Consider the following 22,545-nt stretch of genomic DNA (forward strand, 5'->3'; position numbering starts at 1 on the left):
TTGACGGCGAACAGGCAAGGGCTCTGGGCAGAAACGTCCGCAAGGAATTCGCTGTCCCACTCCACTGTTCACATCATCAAAACCTAGTCGCATCGCGCGGCCCATTGCAGAACTGGAAGCGCCGCCAGCAAACGCACCACCGGAAAAGTCACTCCGGACCCGAGAGCGCGCCCGTCCCGCTGGACGTTGACACCGTTCGGAAATGGCTAAAACAAGCGGCGGAATACTTACCGGGAAAGTAATGTTGTCGAATCTCTGGGACAAACATACCAGAGCAGAAACAGAGCTGCGCCGCCATAGCTAACTAGGATTGTTGAGAGAGGCACGTTCATGAAGACGGTGGGCAAGATGGCGCTGGAGGTCAATATGAAAGACGGCCGCAATCCCGCCGATGCTCCATTCAAAAGTGTGAGAACCAATCCGCACATAAACGCGGTGGCCGGAGCGAAAAGGAGACCAACAGACGCCACTCCCTCCGTAGCGAAAAGGGAGCCGTTAAGGTTTCCGAGGTGATACTCATTAGCCAAAATCACCCCGAGCTGCTCCTGGTAAGGACAATCAGAAAATTTTAAAACAGAGATCTGACAGAAATACGTGAGGGCGTGTTTCGAGAAGAAATCATTGTAAATGTCCAAAATGCTCGAGGGGATCGCCAGCATCCGGAAGTTCACGGTTCCAAAGACCGTGAGCGCATATCTATCAAGCGAGAGAAAGAACAATACGCCCGTACTTATGGGTATAAGGAGCGAAAGGATCACGGCCGTCCGGGGCTTAAAAGACGCTGTGAGTGCTGTCATGAAAAGCAACCATGCTGGGGTAAGCAAGGTCATTTTATTGAGACTTATCGGATAAAATAGACAGGCAAGCAGCAAACAAGCTGCAGCCTTCCATCGCGCCCTCCTTTCTACGAAGCATGCAAACGCAAATGGCAAAAGCGTCGTCGACGTGCAAAGAATGAAATAATTTAGCCAAGCTGGATGTGTTATGTCTTGCCGCGCGCTGTACATTCCCTCAAGCCCGACGAGTCTAAACCCCTGAGTTGCTCCGATCCCGATAACGGCGAGGGCCAAAAACATGATGGCTATCGGGAGTCTATTGAATGCGCGTGTGGAAAGTCGATAAACCTGTGGAAGTGGCGCGTTGATCAATACGGAAGGTACTGCCAAAGCAAGAAAGGACGCTACCGCGGAAAAGCGTGCCAGGACGAGATCGTATTCAAATCTGGAGAAATAGCTCAGCCAGATGTACCCGATCAGCAGGCTATAAAGATAGAACGATACAAAGTACCCGAAACTGAATTGGCTAGAGCCAAAGAAGAATGACATGAACGCCAGCAAGCTTACTGTAAGTGCAGCTTGGAGCGCGCTCTGCTCGTCAAACAAGATGTGGAAGCTCGGATACCATTTCGAAACGAAGACCAGTGAAATGCAGCAAATGGCGGTATAGCACAGAACAAGCGCTGCAAGACCGCTTTCGGACTTCCCGGAAGCCGAGCGAATGATGGCATCACTGCTGCACACGTCCTAAGGCCCTCTTGAAAAACTTACCGGTAGTTGTTTCGGTTAACGTTCCCAGCTTTTCCGAGGGGCGCCGCCGGCCGCCTGAAGCAGGCCCACGGCAGCAAAGGCAACCAGCACAGAAATAACGAACGCGAGCGCAATCACCCTCAGGAGACGGGACGAGTTCGGCGTGGGCGTCACCGTTGTATACATGACCGACGAATTTCGGGTCAGCTCTACCTCAAGATGCGCTTGCAGCTCCGCGTTCGCCGAATTATCTCTGTCGGTCTCCAAGAAGGAGTTTTGTGCGACGAGGTTCGAGCGTTCTTTCCTTGCGCTATCAGTCAGGTTATTCAAACTAATTCTCTGATCGCGCATCTCGCGGATCTTCAGCTCGCTTCCGAAATCCTGATTGGCCGATTGATAGGCTTTGGAAATATCAAGTCCAAGATTTTCGCTCTGAGTCATGAGATCGTTGACGACGCTTTCGAGTCTCTGAACAACTTTTTCATTCACCGCGATCTGCTGGGTTAGATTCTGCGTTCTTTCGGCCGCCCGACGATTCGCCTCATGTGCTTGTTGGCGCCTCGCTTCCACCAAGGGCGACGTGTCAGCGATTATCGCCTTAGCTATCGCGTCCTGATACTTAAGCGCAATGCCTTCGGCGCTGCCGTCGACCGTGCTAGATATGAGTATGCCTGTGCCGAATCCATTGTAACTGGATGCGAGTAGCGCAGTTAACGCAGTCTGAGATAGCGCGCCGTTGCTTTGCAAACTTTCCACCGCAGGGCCGGAGAAGAAGGTGGCCGCGCGTCGTGCGAGCTCATCGGCAGACTCGAGCGCCTCTCGCTTCCCGTTTGCGAAAGTGCTTCCAATTTGCACTGCGGTCCTAACTAGAACCTGCTGCCTTGTCGCATTGAGGACGCCGTACGCAAGCCCCGTAAAGGTGACCAAAAAAACGATCAACAGAGTGCGCCAGCGCAGCAACGCAATTTTTAGAAGATCAGCGGGATTCATTGGGATCACGTTACCATCCGGACAGTCATTAGCAGCGGCCGCAACCTGTCACATAAGAGGATCGCAGCCAACACATTTACATAGATCCTTGATCTCAGACCCCTTTTTTGTATAGAGGCTTCTCTTCGAATAGTCCTTTTGGTTGAGAAGGGAGGCGGGCGCGCGGGTCTAGCACGTTTGAGGTATGCAGTTTTAGTTTCGCCGAGAAGACAAGTCGTTCGGTGTTCCCATGATCCTGTCTAACATCGATGTCCATCGCGGGCAGGCCGAGAATCTGGCGTTCTTGACCTGCCACTGAGTATTTCCTCCAGAAGGAGCTAGAGTCCGCCCCGAAGAAGGACGGACAGATGAAGCGAGCACGGTTCGGCTATCGCCGCCTGTTCGTCCTGCTGCGGCGGGAGGGCGAGCCATCGGGGATCAACCGGATCTACCGGCTTTATCGCGAGGAAGGGCTCACCGTCCGCAAGCGGCGGGCTCGCCGCAAGGCCGTGGGGAGCCGGGCCCCGATCCTAGTCGAGGCCAAGCCAAATGCCCGCTGGTCGCTGGACTTCGTCCACGACCAGTTCGCCAATGGCCGACGCTTCCGCATCCTCAACATCGTCACCAAGGAATGCCTGGGCGCTATTCCGGACACGTCGATCTCGGGGCGGCGCGTGGCCCGCGAACTCACGGCAATCGTCGAGCGACGCCGCAAGCCAGGAATGATCGTGTCCGACCATGGCACCGAGTTCACCTGCAACGCCATGCTGGCTTGGTGCAAGGACGCAGCCATCGATTGGCACTTCATCGCACCGGGAAAGCCCATGCAGAATGGCTTCGTCGAGAGTTTCAACGGCCGGATGCGCGATGAGCTACTCAACGAGACTCTGTTCTTCGATCTCGATGATGCCCGCGCCAAAATCGCCAATTGGGTCGCCGACTACAATCTCCAGCGTCCCCACTCGTCGCTGAAATACCTGACCCCCGCGGCCTACGCCGCCCACCTCACCGCAACGGACGATCGGCTGCGCAACCCCGACCAGCTCCGCCGATCGTCGGTTGCTCCACGCGCGCCACTTGGCGTACAAACCCCCGAGACTCTAACTCCTGCTGGATGAAAATTCAGTGGCGGGTCAGTTCGATCCCAGGCAGTCATTACCTACAGGGTTTCGCCAACCCAGTTTTGGAGACTCGCGATATCAATAAAGAGCAAGGAGAGCGCGTGCCAATCCTTGATAAACTTAGAGGAACTGGGTCCTCCGATAGCCGGTCTGGAAACTAGAACACTTCGGAAATGGTAGTTGAAGTTTCAGAACAAAGTGGGGCCGCCAAGGGCCAGCCTCAGGCCCTCATCCATACTGAGAGGAGCGTTCCATCCGATCGATCGAGCTGCCGAAGTATCGATCTCCATTGAACCCAAGAGACTGTCACGCAGTTCCGGTTTGGCGATCTTGACTGCTAATTCCAGGAATTTGAATGGAACGGGCAGCAGAATGGGCGACTTGTTCATGGCGTTTCCCATTCGCCCAATAAACGCCGAAATTGATAACTGTTCAGCGTCTGCGAGAAGGTACGTTTTGTACGGGCTATGTGGCTCGAGCTCGATCAACGCCGAAATAAAGGACGCGAGGTTCTGAACACTGACAAAAGATCTTCGGTTGTTGACAAGGCCAAGGGGAAGTGGAATTCTAAATCTGATCGCCTTAACCAATTGGCGGAAGTTGCCGACTGCCTCGCGTCCATATACGAGGGGGGGGCGGACAATAGACACGCTCATTCGGGTTTCTGCCGCGAGCGGTCGAAGACCCAATTCAGCCTCAGCCTTGGACTGGCCGTAAACACCACGGGGGCAGAATTGATCGTTCTCAGTGAATGGAGCTCGACCGTCGGTGCAGCTTCCGTTCACAAGGATGGTGCTCAGGAAAACAAATTTTCGCACGTTCGCGCGGGCGGCATTCCGCGCCAAATGCAGAGTACCTTCTGTATTTACTGCTTTGTATAACTCTGCGGCGTGCTCCTCGTTCGGATGGTGGACCCGGGCCGCCAAGTGGACGACGGCCTCTACTCCAGCCATAGCGGTTTCCCAATTGGTTGTAGGTCCGATCGAACCGACCGCTATGTCGTTCTCCAGCGCCGGGCTAGTACGGACTGCACGGCGAACGAGATATCCCCGCGTTTCAAGAACCGGCACCAAGCTGCGCCCAATAAACCCATTTGCGCCCGTTACGAGTACAATCTGCTTTTTCATTGTTTCTAATTAAGTTGTAGTTCCGCTGCATCCCACAGCTCATCTACTACTCTCATGTATGCAGCTAACGCGGACTCTTTGCTGAACTTCCGCGCTAGCTCAACCGCGCGCTCTCCGATCAAATTATCATCGGATCTCCAAGCTGTGAGAATTGCGGTAGCCAATGAAGGTGCGTCTTCAGGCGCAACTACCAGCCCCACCTTGTTCTCCAGGAGAGTTAACGCCGCCTCAGTTTCGGGCTCCGAAACTAAAATAACTGGCCGTCCGATGGCTAGTAGATTGTAGAACCGACTCGGCACGGACATACCCGCAACATGCTTTCGGTAGGGAATCACCCAAATATCAGCAGCGGCAAGGAGCTCCTCCAATTGAGCATCTTCGACCCGCTCCAGTAGGGTGATGTTCGGTAGATTCGCTTCCGCCTGGAGGAGCCGTAATTGTTCGAAACCAGCCCCCCAACCCGAGAGCAAAAAGTGGATTTTTGATTCCTTCAGCAGTAACCGGGCAGCCTCGAACACAATTTTCGGATCATGGGTGAAGCCCAAGTTGCCGGACAATCCCACGACAAACCGAGTCGAAATTGGGCTCCGAAAAACGTTCTCGGCGGTAATGGGCCGGTGGCGCGGATGTAGAGTACACCAATTAGGAATCAGCTTTATCTTGCTTTGCATCATTGTGGGATAGCGCATCAGAGGACGCTCTGCATCACGTCCGATCGTGACTACTGCGCTCACTAAGCGGAACAGCAGTTTATTGGCACTCCGGATCGCCATGACAACCAAAGAATTCGGCTTGATAATGCCGGCCGCAATAAGAACCTCAGGGAATAGATCGTGCATAATGATTATCGACCGGGCGCGCTTCAGCCACGCTGCCGCGACGACTGCATAAGGCAAAACAAAAGGAGCCGTTACACTGATCACGACATCTCCTGCACGTAACTGCTGCGCCAGAGCGAAAAACATGCGGCACGCGAACAGGAATTCATTGACTCCTCGCCGGATCAGCGCGGACTTCGGCGACATTCGATTATCTATGCTGATTACGACGGGGTGGCCGAACCCTGATGGCGAGCACGTCGAGTTCGAACCACTACCCGAAAGCACCCGCACCTCATGCTTGATCGCCAAAGCAGATGCAATCTCACACATTATTGCGGCTGTTGTGCTTTGGTCCGGCGGATAGTGCTGCGTCGCCAAAACGATTTTCTTCGTGAGTGTCATCGATCCCAAGCCAGCATTCTTGGCAACGATCGAACTCGGCTGAGCTCGATCATCGCCCTCGGAAACTAATTCAACCATGAAAACAAAGCTTTCGGCGAATTAGCAGCTTGACCGATTCGGGACGAGCCCATGGCGTAAGATGACAACGTCGAAAGCGGCCCTTTATCAAGTTTTTGGTCGTTGCGCGGAGTGGCCCTTAGTATCCAAATCGATCGGCCAGAGCTCTCCGACTTGCTTGATCCCTTCGTCACGTCCATTCTGGAAACCAGCCCAGTAGCAGTATGAACCCACAAGGCCCAGACACGCAGTTATCAGAACGTAGATCATGGCCAGAGTTCCACAGCTTAGCTCGGTTCATGCCGGTCGTTTGTAGCAGCCGGTTGAACTCCGTCGCAAGAAGTAACTCAAGATCCTTCAAGGGCGCTTTAAGTGATTGAACTTGCTGGTCAGCGCGCTGAGGCTCTACTGTGCATTCACGGCGGGTTATATTCGCTCACCTGTCGTTTGAGTTCTTCTAGGCTTCTCAGAGGGTCTTCAGGCAAAACTCGATCACTACCAGCAGCAAGGCGACGAAGCACTTCAGCGTCGATTTCTGGTGAGTGGTGAGCAATATCCAAATAGTTATCAAGATTGTGGGTAATAGTCTTCGCTGTACGAAAATCATATAGCACGACATTCGGCAATTGCGTCAATCGTTGAGCGATGTAGGCATCAAGCTGGTAAGTTAGTTCAAGCGTCGCTGAAGAAAACTCTCTCATGGCAACGAAATGTAGGATCGAATAGGGAGTGAAGTAGAGCCTGAATTGCGTGTTTGGGTTGGCTTCAATTAACGCGACCGCGTCCGATTCAAAATTGCGCACCATTATGCCGTAGTCATAGCCCACTGAAATTTCCTTTGGGTGCTCCTTGTAGTGGGCAAACGAAGCCAATGCATTGCGCGAATTATAAGTGCCACGAATATTGAAATAAGATGGAAGTGTATTGATGTCGTCCGCAATATCGTTATTAAATTTCAGCACCTGAATCCAAGTAAGCGGAAGCACCAATCTTTCCAACACTCTTGTGGCACGCGCTGCAATTCCGAGGGACTCGCGGGCCATGCTGAGGCTAAATAGATAGCTCAAAAGTCCCTTGAGATTACGCCTGTAATAATCCGTGGGCATGTATTGATCGATGTCCGGTCCGTTACGGAATATCCAGTCATCCAACTGCCAGATGACTAGCTTTGGCTTCTTCGCCAACGCCGCTTTCAGCACAAAGCTTTGTTCCTTCGACGTCGATCCTGACATAGCCAACTTGACCGCTCGCACGCCCAACGTTCTGCTAATTTCGCTCGCCCGGTAGTGAACGGCCAAAGATGTGCCCATAAAAACAGCGTCGAACTCCTGACTCTCGATAAGCCCGGCCGCCTGCATCCTATCGTCACTTGAGTACATCGCCGGAAAGATACGCGCTCGGTGAAATAGTTGGAGCGGATCAACAGCAAAGTTAAGACACGCAACTAGGCCGGCGACCATTGCAGTTGCGCAGAGAAATCGCCTCAAATTGCTAGCGGCTACGCTCATCAAAACCTGAAATAGATAAATTCACTGTGCTGCTGAATTCCGAGAATACCAAATGCGAGCGCAGCGGCAGTAGCATAAAGGGGTAGTCGTCCGATAGGCTTGCCCAGCAACTTCGCTCCGACGGTTCGATTTTCGTGGTCATAGGCCATGATCTGCTGCGTGTTAGGAGCGAACAAGGCCAGCACGGCGTATATCGCGACGAACAGCGCGTGGGCCATTTCTATGCGGCTAAAGGCAATAGTGCCGGTATCGGCCATTTTCGACAGTACATGGAGCGCGGTCGCTAGGTCCGGGGCGCGGAAGAAAACCCACGCGATGACGACGGCCAGGAATGTCAAGATTAAGCTTGCACCATCGGCAAGAAGCGCCAAGCGTGGCGGCGCCTTAGGACCAAAATTGCTCCAGGCGTGATTAATGCAGAGATAGACGCCGTGCAGCGCGCCCCAGACGACGAAGGTCCACGCCGCGCCATGCCAGAGGCCGCCCAGCAGCATGGTAATCAAGAGATTGACGTAACGCAGGACGCGCCCGTGGCGGTTGCCGCCGAGTGGGACGTAAAGATAGTCGCGCAGGAACCGGGACAACGTCATATGCCAGCGCCGCCAGAAATCGATGATGGACGTGGCCTTGTAGGGCGAGTTGAAATTCAGCGGCAGGAAGATGCCGAACATCAGCGACAGGCCGATCGCCATATCGGAATAGCCGGAGAAATCGAAGTAAAGCTGGAAGGTGTAGGCCAAGACGCCGATCCAGGCCTGGGCAAAGGTCGGCGCGCCGGGAGCGAACGCCTGCGCGACCAGCGGCTGAATGCCGTCGGCGAGGCACGTCTTCTTGAACAGGCCAATGGCAAAGATTATCAGCCCGCACAGGATCAGATGCAGGTCCGCGCGCTTGGTCTCGGCGCGCTCGAACTGCGGGATCATGTCCTTGTGGTGCAGGATCGGTCCCGCAATCAGGTGCGGGAAATAGGTGACGAACAGCGCATAATGCGGCAGGGCGTAGCGGGCGACCTGCCCGCCATAGGCATCGACCAGAAAAGCGATTTGGGTGAAAGTGTAGAAGGAAATTCCGACCGGCAGCACGACATCGACGACGACGTGGGCCGAGAACAGCACGTTGAGATTGGCGGCGAAAAATCCCGCATATTTGAAGACGCCGAGCACCAATAGATCGCCGGCGACGCCCACCGTGAGTACGGCAAAGCGCTGCGCGGGACGCAGTTTGATTGCGATCAGGAGATAACCAACGGTGTAATTGAAGGCGATCGAGGCCAATAGCAACGGCACGAACTGCCAACCGCCAATCGCATAAAAAGCCAACGAGCCCAGCGCCAGCCAGACCACAGGTGCCAAATTACGGCTGCGGCCCAGGGCAAAATACCCTAGCCAAACGACCGGAAGGAACAGGAAGATGAAGGAATAGGAATTGAAAAGCATCGGACGATTCTCAGGCGCGGCAGAAAAAGCCAAAGCACAGAAGTTGTTAGACCACAACTTCCCAACAACCTGCGTGAACTGTAAACAGCGGCGTCGTTACATTTCGAAATGACGTTATTACATCAGGTGTCAACGGACAGGTTGGCGCAACTGGAACGAATAGCTCTGGCTTCGTTGGGTGCTGACACCGACCCGTCGCGTAACCTGCCCAAATTTTGCGATGGTAGCTTCGCCGGCCAACAAGTTGCGCCGCCGGCCGCCTTCTCCAAGAAACCCTTGCTTGTGAACACTGCCACCAAGCCGCTAACGTTGCTGCCTGGCGGCTCGCCGCGACAACTTAGGACACCAATCTAATAGGCTGGCGATGCAGCTTTTCACACCGACGACGCGCAGTAGGTGACGTCGTTCGGAGCCACTAGTAGTTTGAGGGTCAGGGTCATACACGACAATGCCGCGATACCGTTGTCGGTATGGTGGTGCCAAGAGCCTCGGGCGGAAAACCGTTTCACACATTTCCGGATCATGCCTAGCCCTCAAACTTGCGGATCAGAGCGACGACATAGTCCTGCTGTTCGCGGGTGATCTCGGCGAACATCGGCAGCGACAAGATCAAGTGCTGGTTGCGAGAGGCGTTTGGAAACTGCTCCGACTTGTGCTCGTAGCGGCCGTAGGCCGGCAGCAACGGCAACGCCGTCGGGTAGTTGATTGCCGTCTGCACGCCGTTCAAGTTGAGGTAGGTCGCCAGCGCGTCGCGCTTCGGATGCTTGACGGTGTAGAGATGATAGACATGCGTACGGCCGGACGCGACCTGCGGCACGTCGAGATTCTCGATCTGCTTCAGGCCGGCGTCATAGATCGCAGCGGCCTTTTGTCGGGCTTCGGTCCAGGCCGCCAGATGCGGCAGCTTGGCCGAGAGAATCGCCGCCTGCATGCCGTCCAGGCGGCTGTTGATGCCCTCGATGTCGTGCTTGTGCTTCACCAAGCCGCCATGACGGGCGAGCTTGGTCATGTGCTGGGCCAGGGCGGAGTCGTTCGTGACCACCGCGCCGGCGTCGCCCATCGCGCCGAGATTTTTGCCCGGGTAGAACGAATAGGTCGCGGCCGCGCCGAACGTGCCAATGAGTTGGCCCTTGTAACGCGCCAGGTGAGCCTGCGCGCAGTCCTCAATCACCCACAATTTGTACTTCCGCGCGATCGCCATGATTGCGTCCATGTCGGCTGGCTGGCCGTACAGATGCACCGGAATGATGCCGACGGTGCGGGGCGTGATCGCCCGCTCGATCGCGACCGGATCGATCGTGAAGGTGGCATCGTCGGTATCGCAGAACACGACCTTGGCGCCGGAATGAGTGATCATCGCGGATGTCGAGATCCAGGAATGCGCCGTCGTGATCACTTCGTCGCCCGGCTTCACCCCGAGCGCGACCATTGCTAGGTAGAGCGCGTCCGTGCCGTTCGCGCAGGAAATGCAATGCTTCGCGTCGGCGGCCTTGGCGAACTCCGCCTCGAACGCGTCAACGAACGGCCCGCGAATGAAGGCGCTGTCGCGGATGACGGCCGCGATTGCGCCGTCAATCTCGGACTTCAGGTTCTGGTACTGAAGGTGCAGATCGGCGAATGGTACTCGCATCAAGCCTCCTTGCGCAGCGCCATGCGGCGCGCGGGATTGCCGGCATAGGTGCCGGGCTCGGTGATATCTTTCGTAACGACCGCGCCTGCCCCGATCACGACATCACTCGCGATCCGGACCGGCAGGATGGTCGCGTTAGAGCCGATCGAAACGCGGTCTCCGATGACGGTCGTGCGCCACAGCTCCTTGCGTCCACGGGCCGGGCCGCCCGTTGCGAACGTATCGTTGACGAACATCACGCCGTGACCCACGAAGCAGTCGTCGCCAATGGTCACGAGCTCGCAGATGAAGGCGTGCGACTGCACGCGGGTGTGCGCCCCGATCGCCACGTCCTTCTGGATCTCGGTGAAGGGTCCGATGAAGCAGCCGTCGCCGATGACGCAACCGTAGAGGTTGCAGGGCTCGACCAGCTTAACCCCGGCGCCGAATCTGACGTCCTCGCGTACGCCGACCCGATGTACTTCCGGCATATTCATACGGTCAGCCCGAGTCGGCTCCTGCGCGGTTCGAAACGAAGCGCGACCTCGTTGCCGGTTTCGATCGATTCGTAAAGCGCCGAAATCAGTTCCAGGCTCTTTCGGCCCTGGAGACCGTCGACCAGTGCGGCGCGCTCGTGCAGCAGGCAATCTACCACGTGCTCGTAATAGGCCTGATGGCCAAATCCGTAGACGTTCGGCGGATTGACCGAAAACTTCTCGACGACCTCCTTGTCGCTCGGAAGCTCGTCGACGAAGCGCCAGTGCCTGATTTGGTTGACGGCGAAGCCGGCGATCTCGACCGCGCCCTTTTCGCCGAGGATCGAGAGCGAGCCTTCGAGATCCTTCGGACGAACCGCCGTCGTCGCCTCGATGATGCCCAGCGCGCCGTTGCGGAATTTCAGCGTTGCAACTGCGGTATCCTCGGTTTCGATGTTCACGAGCGCCGTCGTGGCGCGGGCGTGCACGCTGACGACGTCGCCGAAGAACCACTCCAGCATGTCGATGTGGTGGCTCGCCTGGTTCGTGAGCACGCCGCCGTCATAGGCCCAAGTGCCGCGCCAGGCGTCCTGGTCGTAATAGAGCTGGTCACGGCACCACCGCACCCGGACCGTTCCGAGCACTAGCTTGCCGAAGCGACCGGCGTCGAGAGCCTCGCGGGCCTTGACCACCGGCACGTTGAAGCGGTTTTGCTTGACCACGAACAGCTTCACGCCGGCCTGGTCGCAGGCCCGGATCATTTCGTCGGCATCCTGGAGCCGAAGCGCCATTGGCTTTTCGACGACCACGTGCTTACCCGCCTTCGCACAGGCGATCGCATGCTGGGGATGCATGCCGCTCGGTGTCAGCACGGTGACGACGTCGATGTCCTTCCTGGCAAGGAACGTCTCGATGTCGTAGTCTGCGGGTATTCCGAATTTCGTCGCAACAGCGTCGGCGCGCTCGCGGACCGGATCGCAAACCGAGACCAGCTTGGCATTTTCGATCTGATTGGAGCCAAGCAGATCCGAGTGCCGTTTGGAGATACGTCCGCAACCGAGCAAGCCGAATCTGAGCATGAAACCTTCTCCCTGATCACGCAGGCCGAGATCTGGACGTCTATCCACCCGTCGCAGCATAGACGTCTATACGCAAAAGCTCTTTTAGATCAAGCCAATTGGGACCCCTCTGGCGGGGTGACAACCCGACCGATTTCTCCGAGGTCGATTGCTTCAACCTGTCACCCGTCCTGGGCCTGCCACTCAAGTCTGAAATGAGAACCGCGAGCCTCGGGGGGCGCGAAAACTCCAAGAATGGACTTGGACAGTCATTTCGCCTAACAGTCAGCGAACCAGTCCAAAGACTGAGAGATTTCAAGCTAAGTTCAACGGCATGACCGACAAAGCTACTACCACGATTCTGGAAACACTTCAGTCGTTTCGCGTCACTTGCCTATCTGTCGCGGGGATCGCCTTCGTTCTCTTGGCCGCGGCTATATTCATTTTTGTCCAGCCCCGTTCGCTCATTCGGTCCGCAATCGAGATCGGAACCTTCTCCGTTAATGGAAGGGAGGAGCCGATCGAATCGCCGGAACTGCTCGCAAAGCGCATACCGGCGGTCTATGTGCCGGCCGCCCTTGGGGCACTGGCCAAGAACAGCGCGCAACTATCGACGCTGGGCGCACTCCAGAATTCGTCGGCCGACAGCATCGGCCAGACCGTGACCATCCAGACCAACGTCGATCCCGCCGCTGCCGAAGAAGCGAAAGCGTTCCATCAGAAGGTCATCGATCAGATCGTGGAAGAGGAAGCGCAGCGACCTCGTGCGCGAAGCCGCGGCCTTGCGGACGGCGCTGCTTAAGCGGATCAGCGATGGAGTGGATCGACAGATTGTTGACTACGGGAAGATGCTCGACCGGAGCTCGGGAACCTGAACGCATCACTGTTTGCCATCGAGGGCATCGCATCCGTTGGGCCCCTTGCGGCGCCGGTCGCGGCGGCGGCCTACGGGCTCGTCATCTCTCTCGGAAACCGGGCCTCGGCCGACCTGCCTCCGAGATTCGTCATTCTGTCGGGGGGATTGTTGAGCCAGGTGCTCCTGAACGTACAATTGGCCACGAACCTGCTGTCAAACGGGGCCCTGATCATCTTCATTCTCTGGTACTTTACGCCGAGGCCGGCTTTCGCCGCCCAGTCGGACCGAGCGAAGGCTCCGGCGCCTGCACGTTGAGAAAACCAATGCTAATCGTCGAGGTGTCGCATGCATAACGTTCTAATCACTGGAGGGGCCGGGTTCATCGGCCAAAATCTGGTGCATGCGTGGCGGGCGGCTCGCCCGGACGACCGGCTGGTCGTCATGGATGCGATGACATATGCGGCCAACATCCGCAGCCTCGAACCGCTGATCGCGAACGGCGGCATCGTCTTCGTCAAGGGCGACATCAGGGATGCGGGTCTGGTGCGCGCACAGTTTGACGAGCACAAGTTCGATCGCGTGCTGCATCTGGCCGCGGAATCCCACGTCGACCGTTCCATCGTCGATCCCGAGGCGTTCCTCCAGACCAACGTGCTCGGCACGTTCACCCTGCTCAAGGCGGCCCTCGATGCCTGGCGCGCCCCCGACACGATGCGGCATGCGCGCTTCCTCCACATCTCGACCGACGAGGTCTATGGATCGCTCGAATCGACCGCCCCGCCCTTCTCTGAGTCCACGCCCTATCGTCCGAATTCGCCCTATGCCGCCAGCAAGGCGGCCAGTGACCATCTCGTCCGCTCCTTCGTGATGACTTACGGGCTACCCGCGCTGATCACCAATTGCTCGAACAATTACGGTCCATATCAGCACCCGGAAAAACTGATTCCCCTGATGATCATCCATGCGCTGGAGGGCAAGCCGCTGCCGATCTACGGGGATGGGTCGAACATTCGCGACTGGCTGCACGTGTCCGAGCACTGTCGGGCGCTGATGACGGTCGTCGAGCGGGGATCTCTGGGCGAGACTTACAATGTCGGCGGCGGCAGCGAGCGGAACAATCGCGATGTCGTCGGCACGATCTGCGATCTGATCGACCGCGCGTTTGCCGGAAGTCCGGCGCTGGCCCCGCGCTTTCCGTCATGCCCGGCGGCGACTAACCAATCCTGCCGCTCGCTGATCCGATATGTCACGGACCGGCCCGGCCACGACCACCGCTACGCCATAGATGCGCGCAAGCTCGCAAACGAACTCGGCGAAAGCTGCAGCATCACCTTCGAGGCCGGCCTTGATCAGACCGTCCACTGGTACCTCGACCACCAGAGCTGGTGGGACGAGATCGTAAGCGGCGGCTACAAGGCTTGGCTCGACAAGAATTACAGCTTCCGGATCGCGGTCTAGCGGATGCGCATTTTGATACTCAACGCCGACTACCCGCGCTTCCTGGCGTGGCTGTACCGGCGCGACCCTGCCTTGTCCGAGGCCTCCTACGTGGACCAGATGTCGGCGAGGAACGCGACCCTGTTCGGCGTCGCCGATTTCTACTCGCGCAACTTCGCCGAACTCGGCCATACTGCGGCGGAGATCCACGTCAACAATTCCTATCTGCAATCGGCCTGGGCACGCGAACGCGGCATGGCCATCGAGGCATCTGCCGAAATCGCGTCCAGCAAGGTACTGCGGCTCCCCGGCTGGCTGCAGCGGGCGGCGGTGCCCTTCAAGCCGTTGCTGCGTCCACTGGCGCGGCGCGTGGGCCTCAGCCCGCGCCTCGACTCACAGAGCGAACGCATCCTGCTCGCGCAGATCGAGGACTTCCGCCCCGATCTCATTCTCAATCAGGACGCCTTCCACGTCGACGCGCGGCTGATTCACCGCATCAAGGCGTTGTGCAACCCATTTATCGTGGGACAGGTCGGGATCCAGCCGTCCCCCGGCGACGACTGGGCCGCGTACGATCTGATGATTTCGCAATTGCCGACGACGGTGGAGTGGTTCCGCAAACGCGGCAGTCGCGCCGAGGTCAACCATCTGGCCTTCGACCCGGTCGTGCTGGAACGCCTTCCGGCACCGGTCGAGGCTTCCGTCGACGTGTCATTCGTCGGAACGATTTCCGATGATCACCGCCAGCGGATCACGCTGCTCGAGGCCGTGGCGCGACACTATGATCTCAAATTGTGGGGCACGTTGCCGCGAACACTTGCTGCATCCTCGCCCTTGCACGCCTGCTTCCAGGGCGAGGTCTGGGGCGCCGACATGTATCAGGTGTTGCGGCGATCGAAGATCACGTTGAATTCGCACATCGACCTCGCCGGCCGGGAGGCCGGGAACATGCGCTTGTTCGAGGCGACCGGCATGGGGACATTCCTGCTTACCGACTTCAAGGACAACCTCCATACCCTGTTCGAACCCGATCGCGAGGTCGCAACATGGCGCACCATCGATGGCTGCCTGAAGACCATCGAACGATATCTCTGTGATCCCGCGGGCCGCGCTGCGATCGCGCAGGCGGGACAGGCAAAGACCTTGCGGGAGCACACCTATCGCCGCCGGACCCGCGAGATACTCGGCTTCCTCAGCCAAACCGGGACATCGCTATGAATCTTCGCCGTGCTGTCCGATTTCTCGGCAAGAAAGTCGTGAATGCGACTCCCATTCTGCGCCGGCACATTTTGACCTCGACCGACTATCGCGTCCTCGGCAGCCGCGACGAGGCTCGCCGCCTCCAGGCCTTGTCAGGCGGATGGTTGCAGGCGCGAACCGTGCAACGGCAAGAGAGTGCCTATCGAAGCTTGATCGCAGACATGCGGCACGGCGAGCCGCGCCTGGATTTCACCGTGGCTGCCCAAGCCGTCGCTGCCGTCGGATTGAACAATCCGCGGCTGCTCGAGGTCGGCTGCGGAAGCGGTTACTATTCGGAAGTCTTCAGCACTCTGGTGAGTGGAGGCGTCCAATATACCGGGCTGGACTATTCCGGCGCCATGATCGCGCGGGCGCGCGCGAACTATCCGGCGGAATCCTTCGAGGTTGGTGACGCCACCCGGCTGACCTACGGCGATGCGAGCTTCGATATCGCGTTCAATGGCGTGTCATTGATGCATATCCTCGACTACGAAGCTGCGATCCGCGAAGCTGCGCGGGTCGCGCCGTATTGCATCCTACACACCGTGCCCGTCTTCGCCTCCGATGAGGCCCCGACGGTGTTCCTACAGAAATACGCCTATGGCGCACCCGTCGTAGAGATCATCTTCTCCAAGAAGGAGCTCATGGCCTGGTGCGAGCAGGCCGGCATGAGCCTGAAATCGACCTGGAGGTCGATCCCCTACGACGTCGTCAAAGTGACCGGACGCCATTCGATCATGGAGACCTATCTGTTCGCGAAGGTCTGACAACGCTACAGCGGCGCCACGATCGTCTTGACGAACGGGCTCATCACATTGTCCATCAAGGCGAGTTCCTTGATCTGGCTCAGGCTCGCCCAGCAGAACATCGTCATTTCCGTTTCGATGACACTTTCATCGTCGAGGAAGGCGATGATGTTCTCATTCGACTTCCTCCAGAACCGGCCACCCTCTTCATTGTGCTCCGCGCGGTAGACGAAGCGCACGCCCTTCTCCGCGGCCAGCACTTCGACCATCGGAGGCCGCTTTCCGGCATGCGCCCGGCGGATGTTAGACCAAGTGCTCTGGATCGTCGGCGAGAACTGGATGATGCCGATGTTTCCGGGCTCCGGCTTGCCGCACAACAGGAACTGGACGCCGTCGGCCGGGGTCTCGCGCGTCAGAAGCGCGAGGATTCCGCCCTCGGGCTGATTATAGATCGGCTGATCCCAGGAGGCCACTTCACGCAGCTCCCCGCTTTGGACCCTCACGCCCTCGACACTGAAGAACTGCCCGCTTTGGTGCCGCACATTGCCGTTGTCGTCGCGTGACCAGCCGCGCACGTCGTTAAGGCCGATCAACTCGGCCTTAAAGGTGATCGCGTTGCGCCGCTGCTCGCGCCATGCAAGGAGCGACGCGGGATCCTTGGGCTCGATCTTGCGCGATTCGACCAACCGCTGGCGTAACCAATCCAGATGTGTGCGCTCGGCCATTACAGCACGTCCCGTAACACATCGATCACGGTATCGACTTCCTCATCCTTCAGGTGCGGATACATCGGCAGCGAAAAAATTCGCTGCGCTTTGCGCTCCGCCACCGGGAACTGGCCTTCGCGGTAACCGAGGTCGGCGCTGCCGCGCATGATGTGAATCGGCCAGCGATACGAAACGTTGCAATTGATGTCGCGCTTGGCAAGCCGCTCGAGCACGCCATCGCGATCGCTCGAGTGCTCGACCACATAGACGTAATAGGTGTGCCGGCTATGCGCGTTCTCGGCCGGCAGCCGCAGACCGGTGTCCTTGAGCCCGCGGTCATAGCGGCCGGCAATCTCGCGACGCCGGTCGATCCAGCCATTCACCAGCGGAAGTTTCAGCGCGAGGATGGCGGCCTGAACCTCGTCGAGGCGCGAATTGTAGCCGTGCCGCTCCGAATAATACTGGGTCTCCATGCCGTAGAAGCGCAAGCTGCGGGCGAGCTTCAGCGCCGCCTCGTCATTGCTCAGCACCATGCCGCCGTCACCATAGGCGCCAAGCACCTTGGTTGGGTAGAACGAGAAGGACGAGGCATGGCCGACGCTACCGGCCTGGCTATTCTTGTACAGCGCGCCTTGCGCCTGGGCACAGTCCTCCATCACCTTCAGGCCGTGCTTCTCTGCGAGCCTCATCAGCGGTTCGAGGTCGACGCACTGGCCGTAGAGATGGACGGGAATGATCGCCTTCGTGCGCGGGGTGATCGCCGCCTCTACCTGCGCGACATCCATCAGGAAGTCGTCGTCGCGCACGTCGACGAAGACAGGCTTTGCGCCGAGCGTTCGGATCGCCGAGACAGTCGGAACCGCGGTGTTGGGCACGGTGATGACCTCGTCGCCCGCCTTCACGCCGAGCGACGCGAGCGCGATGTAGATCGCATCAGTTCCACTGTTGACACCGACGCCGCCGGCGACCCCGAGGTAGGAGGCCATCTCGCGTTCGAACTTGATCCCCTCCTGGCCGAGGACCAGCCGACCCGAGCTGAACACGCGATCGACCGTCTTCAGGATCTCGTCACGAAGCTCGTCATATTCCCGAAGGTAGTCCCAAACGTTGATCGGCATTTCCTCTTCGTTCCTTCGTGTGCGATGGAGTGGTGTGGCTAGGCAAGCGCGGCGGCGATCTGGTCGCGGCAGTCGGCGTCCATCAGTAAGTCGCGATAAAATACCTCATGATCGCCGCCGTCGATAGCCGCCGTCACCAAAGCCAGGAAATTGGCGAATGTGTCGGCGGGTTCGATCACCTCGACGCTCTCGGCATTGCGCACGCGCTGGCGCAATTCCAGGCGAAAATCGGCGGGCGGACTGAACAGGCGCTCGACCAGAATCGAGGCCGAACGCGCGACTACTAACAGGCGGTTCTGGTATTCACCCTCGAAACTGTAGTGGCCTGAGAACACACCGCCGCTGGCGAGCCGGGCTTGCACCGAGAAGCCCATGTCCACGCCAGTCTGGGGATGCCGGCCGCCGCCAATCGCGGTCAGATGGGACGCCGGGCCGCCGCCCAGGATGCGGATCGTAGCCGCGGCATAGGGCCCCATGTCCAGGAGGCACCCGCCGCCTAGTTCGGCATGATTGCGGAAGTTGTCGGTGGGAAGCGGGGGGATAATGAACTGCGCAGCCACCTGCGTCAGCGGGCCATTGGCCGCGACGAGCCTAGCGATGTGTGTGAACAGAGGATGATGACCGAACACCGTCGCTTCCGCGACGACGCGCCCTGCGGCCCGCGCCGCGGCGACCGCACGCTGGCTGGCCTCCGACGTGATGAGCGCCGGCTTGTCGACGACGACATGCTTGCCTGCCGCCAATGCCGCCATCAGCCAGTGCTCATGCATGGCGTTGGGGAGCGACAGGTACACGATGTTGGCATTGGCCTCGCGCAAGGCCTCCTCGTAGTCGGTGAAAAAGCGTCCCGCCTTCGGCCAGTCAGCCGGTCGGGGCCGGCTCTTGCTCGCAATCGCGACCTCCGTGATGGCGGACACCTTTGCGGCAGCCGGCATTACGCGCCGTTCCGCTATGGATGAATAACCGAGGATCAGCAACCGCATCTGGCTTCTCGGGGTTAGAGCTAGCGGGCCGGCTCACGCGGCGCGGCTATGGCGCGGCGTGTGACCACGTCGAGGCCCCTGAGCACCACAGTCCTCACCCTCCGGAACATGTTGAGGAGATGATCGATGCGGCTGCCCACAGCCCATTTGCGCACGATTTCGCTGCAGTCGTCGGCCAGCAGTGGTGCGACGTCCGCTTCCGCTGCGGCGAGAGCGGCCACGTAGGGCTGATAGACTTGCCAGCGCATGATGGAGGGAAACGGCGCGTGAAAGACACGGTGGCTGTTGAAATAGTATCTTCCCACGCGCTTAACACCGTGGAAGTGAAAGAACAACAACCTGTACTGCCCGTCGATCCAGAGCGAACTGTCGCGCCACTCCAACCGCCGTTCGGCCAGATTCCAGGGTGCCAGATTGGCGCCCAGATTCGCGATGATCCGGACTTTTGGAAACAGACCCGGCAACTGGTCAAGATAACGCTGGTCGGCGAAGCGGTCGCCGTCCACATAGTCGTAGCACCACTCGATACAGCGCTCGCGCCACCAGCGGAGCGCCGCGATCCCCTCTTCGCAATTGCGGACGCTGACCCAGCCGACGTTGTAGACCCCAAACCTCTGCATATTGGAGAGGCGCTTGGTGAAGTGATGCGGGATGATGCCGAATGAAGCGTCCTTCATCTCGTCAAAGATCGGCTCGGGCGGCGCGAAGAAGAACAGGTCGCTGTCGAGGTAGGTGACCCACTCGGCATCCGGCTCGTGGGTAAGCACGTACAGTTTCCAGGCCGGCGAGCAGGTGAAGTAGTACTCGATCGTACTGCGGGTGGGTTTAGTGGCGGCGACTTCGGGATCGGCCACTTCGAAATCGCCAAGCCGGCACGGAACCAGATTCGGCAGACCGAGCGCGATCAACGCGCGGTAGCACGGCTCGCTCAAGCACAGCACCCAGAGCCGCGAGCCGGGTACATGTTGTTGGAGCGAGTGAAAAAGCGCCAATCCGCGCGCAATGTAGTTGTGGTCAAAGTAGGTGCAGTAGACGCGCTTCGCCATGATGCCTTGCCGGTGAGCAGGAGGGGCGCGGCGCACCGAAGTGCGGTGCCGTCCCCCTCCCTTCCTATCCCAGAGGTAGGGGCCTAGCAATGCAGCCAAGACCTCAGCCTAAAATACTGGAACAATTAACGATTTTCCTTTCCAGGTACGGTCTCGGTGTCGGCGCGATGGACCTGACCTTTGAGTTGGCTGCGGCGCGTGCTAACGGACCACCCTAAGTAGGCGTGAAGACTGACATAGAGTGCGAGCACATGAAACGCAAAGGAATCATTCTGGCTGGTGGTCGGGGAACCCGGCTCTATCCGTTGACGCTTGCGACGTCGAAGCAATTGCTGCCGATCTACGACAAGCCGTTGGTCTATTATCCGTTAACCACCTTGATGCTGGCCGGAATCCGCGAGCTGCTGATTATCACCACTCCGGAAGAGATAGACCAGTTCAAGCGGCTTCTCGGTGACGGACGGCAGTGGGGCATCGAGCTGTCCTTTGCCATCCAGGATCATCCCGGCGGGATCGCGGAGGCGTTCCTGATTGGCCGCGAGTTCCTAGCCGGCAGTCCCTGTGCGCTGATCCTCGGCGACAACATCTTCTATGGTGACAATCTGCGCGCCCTGATGCGCGACTCTGCCAAGCAGAAACGCGGCGCAACCGTGTTCGCCTGCTGGGTCGACGATCCCGAACGCTACGGCGTGATCGAGTTCGACGCAGCGCACCGTCCGGTGGGAATCGTCGAGAAGCCGAAGGCACCAAAGTCGAACTATGCCGTGACGGGCCTCTATTTCTACGATGAGCGCGTCGTCGATGTCGCGCGCGAAATCAAGCCTTCGGAGCGCGGGGAACTCGAAATCACCGACGTCAACCAGTGGTATCTCGAGCGCGGCGAACTGTATGCCGAGCGTTTTGGCCGCGGCTATGCTTGGCTTGACGCGGGCACACACGAATCCCTGCTGGAAGCGTCACAATTCATCCACATTGTGGAGAAGCGCCAGGGATTGAAGATCGCCTGCCCCGAGGAGATCGCATTTGCCCAGGGCTTCATCGACGCCGAGCAATTGCTGCGGCTGGCCGAGCCGATGAAGAACACCGCCTACGGGCAATATCTGATCCGCCAGGCGCGTGTCTAGCCGCAGCGCGAGATTGTGCCGCAAGCGCCGCATCGAAGGCCGGCCCCCTTACGCGCACGTCCGGGACACATTGATGCCGAAAGACGGTTGCAGCGTCGGTATTGGTGAGGTAGACGCCCAATGTTTGGAGAAGATTCTATGCGCAGGCCGCTCGTTTCGCTAGTGAAGGGCATCAATTTGGTCGTGAGGAAGGTTTCAGCCTTCACTCATTTCCTTCAGTTTGCCCTCCAATGGGGCTTCCACCCGCGTCCGGAATGGTTTGATCATTATCTCGATCAGCACTGGCAGTTTTCGTCCAAGAACAATGGCCTTTGGGTGGAGCGCGGCGTATTCTCGCGAATGGTACTGAAACCACGCTCTAGAATGTTGGAAATTTGCTGCGGTGATGGTTTCAACGCGCGGCACTTCTATTCCTCCAAAGCGTCGTCAATACTCGCCCTCGATTTCGACAAGGACGCCATTCCGCATGCAAAGCGGTATAATTCGGCACCCAACATCACCTTTATCCAGAAAGACATTCGCGAAGGCTTGCCGCCAGGCCCATTCGACAACATCGTTTGGGACGCCGCCATCGAGCACTTCACCGAAGCAGAGATCGACAAGCTGTTGCGCGAAATCGTCAGCCTGCTCGGCTCGGATGGTATCCTGAGTGGATACACTCTTACGGAAGCGGCGGACGGAAGGAAAAGCAACGAGCTCCACGAGTACGAGTTCAAGGACAAGGAAGATTTGCGGCGTTTCTTTATTCCGCACTTCAAAAACGTGAAGGTTTGGGAAACGATTTATCCAACCCGGCACAACCTTTATTTTGTAGCTTCGCAGAGCCCCATCGACGTCTTTGAATAGGTGACCTATAGCTTGATGGCATTAGGTTCTATATCCTGAATTTTTTGAGGTAGTTGGCGCATTAATCGGGTGTGAAGGGTCGAGTGACTGGTTGCGGCGCAGACCGCTCAACGTTCCGCGGCAGCCTTTCTGAGCAGGTGCTTGAACTTGGCCAAGACCTGTTCGGTCGGGTTCAGGTCAGCCGGGTATTTTGGCAGGAAGAAGAGCTTGGCGCCGACTGAGCGAAAGAGTTGGCGGACTGCTTCGCTCCTGTGGTTACCGAGATTATCCGACACAACGATATCGCCGCGTCGCAGGACGGGCAGCAGAACCTTCTTGCCGGCCGGGGCCTAA

Annotated in this window: 20 protein-coding genes and 1 pseudogene; 7 read left to right on the top strand and 14 right to left on the bottom strand. The window is 58.2% G+C overall.

Annotated elements, in window-relative coordinates; genetic code table 11:
- Window positions 1–227: 227 nt before the first annotated feature.
- A complete protein-coding gene (locus tag ACVIIW_RS33795) occupies window positions 228–1,520 on the bottom strand; it encodes a hypothetical protein (protein WP_456704660.1) in 1,293 nt (430 codons plus the stop codon).
- Between the two features lie 42 nt (window positions 1,521–1,562).
- On the bottom strand, window positions 1,563–2,516 hold the full coding sequence (locus tag ACVIIW_RS33800; protein WP_456704661.1) for a hypothetical protein: 954 nt from the start codon (window positions 2,514–2,516) through the stop codon (window positions 1,563–1,565).
- 350 nt (window positions 2,517–2,866) lie between these two features.
- Here ACVIIW_RS33800 and ACVIIW_RS33805 point away from each other — a divergent pair.
- Window positions 2,867–3,613: pseudogene (locus ACVIIW_RS33805) on the top strand (IS3 family transposase); the annotation flags it as partial.
- 191 nt (window positions 3,614–3,804) lie between these two features.
- Here the strand turns inward: ACVIIW_RS33805 and ACVIIW_RS33810 are convergent.
- The 7 genes from ACVIIW_RS33810 to ACVIIW_RS33840 all read right to left on the bottom strand — a co-directional run bounded on the left by ACVIIW_RS33810 (window position 3,805) and on the right by ACVIIW_RS33840 (window position 12,131).
- On the bottom strand, window positions 3,805–4,743 hold the full coding sequence (locus ACVIIW_RS33810; RefSeq protein WP_456704662.1) for an NAD-dependent epimerase/dehydratase family protein: 939 nt from the start codon (window positions 4,741–4,743) through the stop codon (window positions 3,805–3,807).
- A gap of 5 nt (window positions 4,744–4,748) precedes the next feature.
- Complete coding sequence (locus ACVIIW_RS33815) at window positions 4,749–6,044, bottom strand: glycosyltransferase family 4 protein (protein WP_456704663.1); 1,296 nt, start codon at window positions 6,042–6,044, stop codon at window positions 4,749–4,751.
- Window positions 6,045–6,439: 395 nt separating this feature from the next.
- Window positions 6,440–7,531, bottom strand: coding sequence for a hypothetical protein (locus ACVIIW_RS33820; protein ID WP_456704664.1), 1,092 nt, complete (start codon window positions 7,529–7,531; stop codon window positions 6,440–6,442).
- The gene (locus tag ACVIIW_RS33825; RefSeq protein ID WP_456704665.1) at window positions 7,531–8,967 is read right to left on the bottom strand and encodes an MBOAT family O-acyltransferase; all 1,437 of its coding nucleotides are present in this window, start codon (window positions 8,965–8,967) and stop codon (window positions 7,531–7,533) included. The genes ACVIIW_RS33820 and ACVIIW_RS33825 overlap by 1 nt, the downstream gene beginning before the upstream one ends.
- Window positions 8,968–9,493: 526 nt before the next feature.
- Window positions 9,494–10,597, bottom strand: coding sequence for a DegT/DnrJ/EryC1/StrS family aminotransferase (locus ACVIIW_RS33830; protein ID WP_456704666.1), 1,104 nt, complete (start codon window positions 10,595–10,597; stop codon window positions 9,494–9,496).
- On the bottom strand, window positions 10,597–11,073 hold the full coding sequence (locus ACVIIW_RS33835) for an acyltransferase (RefSeq protein WP_456704667.1): 477 nt from the start codon (window positions 11,071–11,073) through the stop codon (window positions 10,597–10,599). The genes ACVIIW_RS33830 and ACVIIW_RS33835 overlap by 1 nt, the downstream gene beginning before the upstream one ends.
- Complete coding sequence (locus tag ACVIIW_RS33840) at window positions 11,070–12,131, bottom strand: Gfo/Idh/MocA family protein (RefSeq protein WP_456704668.1); 1,062 nt, start codon at window positions 12,129–12,131, stop codon at window positions 11,070–11,072. The genes ACVIIW_RS33835 and ACVIIW_RS33840 overlap by 4 nt, the downstream gene beginning before the upstream one ends.
- A 313-nt stretch (window positions 12,132–12,444) precedes the next feature.
- Here ACVIIW_RS33840 and ACVIIW_RS33845 point away from each other — a divergent pair, with 313 nt between their 5' ends.
- From ACVIIW_RS33845 to ACVIIW_RS33860, 4 genes are all read left to right on the top strand, one after another.
- Window positions 12,445–12,912, top strand: a complete 468-nt coding sequence (locus tag ACVIIW_RS33845; protein ID WP_456704669.1) for a hypothetical protein — start codon at window positions 12,445–12,447, stop codon at window positions 12,910–12,912.
- Between the two features lie 399 nt (window positions 12,913–13,311).
- Window positions 13,312–14,424: a dTDP-glucose 4,6-dehydratase gene (rfbB, locus tag ACVIIW_RS33850; RefSeq protein WP_456704670.1), complete on the top strand. Its 1,113-nt coding sequence runs from the start codon at window positions 13,312–13,314 to the stop codon at window positions 14,422–14,424.
- 3 nt (window positions 14,425–14,427) lie between these two features.
- On the top strand, window positions 14,428–15,621 hold the full coding sequence (locus tag ACVIIW_RS33855) for a CgeB family protein (protein WP_456704671.1): 1,194 nt from the start codon (window positions 14,428–14,430) through the stop codon (window positions 15,619–15,621).
- On the top strand, window positions 15,618–16,409 hold the full coding sequence (locus tag ACVIIW_RS33860; RefSeq protein WP_456704672.1) for a class I SAM-dependent methyltransferase: 792 nt from the start codon (window positions 15,618–15,620) through the stop codon (window positions 16,407–16,409). The genes ACVIIW_RS33855 and ACVIIW_RS33860 overlap by 4 nt, the downstream gene beginning before the upstream one ends.
- Window positions 16,410–16,414: 5 nt before the next feature.
- On the opposite strand, the gene ACVIIW_RS33865 is transcribed toward ACVIIW_RS33860, so the two are convergent.
- Genes ACVIIW_RS33865 through ACVIIW_RS33880 form a run of 4 tightly spaced genes read right to left on the bottom strand, consistent with a single transcriptional unit; the run spans window position 16,415 to window position 20,242 of the window.
- Window positions 16,415–17,113 carry an NDP-hexose 2,3-dehydratase family protein gene (locus ACVIIW_RS33865; protein ID WP_456704673.1) on the bottom strand — a complete coding sequence of 233 codons (699 nt, stop codon included), beginning with the start codon at window positions 17,111–17,113 and terminating at the stop codon, window positions 16,415–16,417.
- Complete coding sequence (locus ACVIIW_RS33870) at window positions 17,113–18,213, bottom strand: DegT/DnrJ/EryC1/StrS family aminotransferase (protein ID WP_456704674.1); 1,101 nt, start codon at window positions 18,211–18,213, stop codon at window positions 17,113–17,115. Before ACVIIW_RS33870 ends, ACVIIW_RS33865 begins: the two co-directional genes overlap by 1 nt.
- 38 nt (window positions 18,214–18,251) lie before the next feature.
- Window positions 18,252–19,196, bottom strand: coding sequence for a Gfo/Idh/MocA family protein (locus ACVIIW_RS33875; RefSeq protein ID WP_456704675.1), 945 nt, complete (start codon window positions 19,194–19,196; stop codon window positions 18,252–18,254).
- Window positions 19,197–19,216: 20 nt separating this feature from the next.
- The gene (locus ACVIIW_RS33880) at window positions 19,217–20,242 is read right to left on the bottom strand and encodes a hypothetical protein (RefSeq protein ID WP_456704676.1); all 1,026 of its coding nucleotides are present in this window, start codon (window positions 20,240–20,242) and stop codon (window positions 19,217–19,219) included.
- A gap of 251 nt (window positions 20,243–20,493) precedes the next feature.
- Here ACVIIW_RS33880 and rfbA point away from each other — a divergent pair, with 251 nt between their 5' ends.
- Complete coding sequence (rfbA, locus tag ACVIIW_RS33885) at window positions 20,494–21,366, top strand: glucose-1-phosphate thymidylyltransferase RfbA (RefSeq protein WP_456704677.1); 873 nt, start codon at window positions 20,494–20,496, stop codon at window positions 21,364–21,366.
- 138 nt (window positions 21,367–21,504) lie between these two features.
- Window positions 21,505–22,212 carry a class I SAM-dependent methyltransferase gene (locus ACVIIW_RS33890; RefSeq protein ID WP_456704678.1) on the top strand — a complete coding sequence of 236 codons (708 nt, stop codon included), beginning with the start codon at window positions 21,505–21,507 and terminating at the stop codon, window positions 22,210–22,212.
- 107 nt (window positions 22,213–22,319) lie between these two features.
- Here the strand turns inward: ACVIIW_RS33890 and ACVIIW_RS33895 are convergent, their stop codons facing one another.
- Complete coding sequence (locus ACVIIW_RS33895; RefSeq protein ID WP_456704679.1) at window positions 22,320–22,487, bottom strand: transposase; 168 nt, start codon at window positions 22,485–22,487, stop codon at window positions 22,320–22,322.
- Between the last annotated feature and the right edge of the window lie 58 nt (window positions 22,488–22,545).

This window comes from Bradyrhizobium sp. USDA 4449, from assembly GCF_054056275.1.

Coding starts and splice junctions, on each gene's coding strand:
- ACVIIW_RS33835 (WP_456704667.1), bottom strand. CDS start 11,073: ATGAATATGCCGGAAGTACATCGGGTCGGCGTACGCGAGGACGTCAGA.
- ACVIIW_RS33875 (WP_456704675.1), bottom strand. CDS start 19,196: ATGCGGTTGCTGATCCTCGGTTATTCATCCATAGCGGAACGGCGCGTA.
- ACVIIW_RS33830 (WP_456704666.1), bottom strand. CDS start 10,597: ATGCGAGTACCATTCGCCGATCTGCACCTTCAGTACCAGAACCTGAAG.
- ACVIIW_RS33800 (WP_456704661.1), bottom strand. CDS start 2,516: ATGAATCCCGCTGATCTTCTAAAAATTGCGTTGCTGCGCTGGCGCACT.
- ACVIIW_RS33825 (WP_456704665.1), bottom strand. CDS start 8,967: ATGCTTTTCAATTCCTATTCCTTCATCTTCCTGTTCCTTCCGGTCGTT.
- ACVIIW_RS33870 (WP_456704674.1), bottom strand. CDS start 18,213: ATGCCGATCAACGTTTGGGACTACCTTCGGGAATATGACGAGCTTCGT.
- ACVIIW_RS33890 (WP_456704678.1), top strand. CDS start 21,505: ATGCGCAGGCCGCTCGTTTCGCTAGTGAAGGGCATCAATTTGGTCGTG.
- ACVIIW_RS33855 (WP_456704671.1), top strand. CDS start 14,428: ATGCGCATTTTGATACTCAACGCCGACTACCCGCGCTTCCTGGCGTGG.
- ACVIIW_RS33820 (WP_456704664.1), bottom strand. CDS start 7,531: ATGAGCGTAGCCGCTAGCAATTTGAGGCGATTTCTCTGCGCAACTGCA.
- ACVIIW_RS33880 (WP_456704676.1), bottom strand. CDS start 20,242: ATGGCGAAGCGCGTCTACTGCACCTACTTTGACCACAACTACATTGCG.
- ACVIIW_RS33840 (WP_456704668.1), bottom strand. CDS start 12,131: ATGCTCAGATTCGGCTTGCTCGGTTGCGGACGTATCTCCAAACGGCAC.
- ACVIIW_RS33810 (WP_456704662.1), bottom strand. CDS start 4,743: ATGAAAAAGCAGATTGTACTCGTAACGGGCGCAAATGGGTTTATTGGG.
- ACVIIW_RS33865 (WP_456704673.1), bottom strand. CDS start 17,113: ATGGCCGAGCGCACACATCTGGATTGGTTACGCCAGCGGTTGGTCGAA.
- ACVIIW_RS33815 (WP_456704663.1), bottom strand. CDS start 6,044: ATGGTTGAATTAGTTTCCGAGGGCGATGATCGAGCTCAGCCGAGTTCG.
- rfbA (WP_456704677.1), top strand. CDS start 20,494: ATGAAACGCAAAGGAATCATTCTGGCTGGTGGTCGGGGAACCCGGCTC.
- ACVIIW_RS33845 (WP_456704669.1), top strand. CDS start 12,445: ATGACCGACAAAGCTACTACCACGATTCTGGAAACACTTCAGTCGTTT.
- ACVIIW_RS33860 (WP_456704672.1), top strand. CDS start 15,618: ATGAATCTTCGCCGTGCTGTCCGATTTCTCGGCAAGAAAGTCGTGAAT.
- rfbB (WP_456704670.1), top strand. CDS start 13,312: ATGCATAACGTTCTAATCACTGGAGGGGCCGGGTTCATCGGCCAAAAT.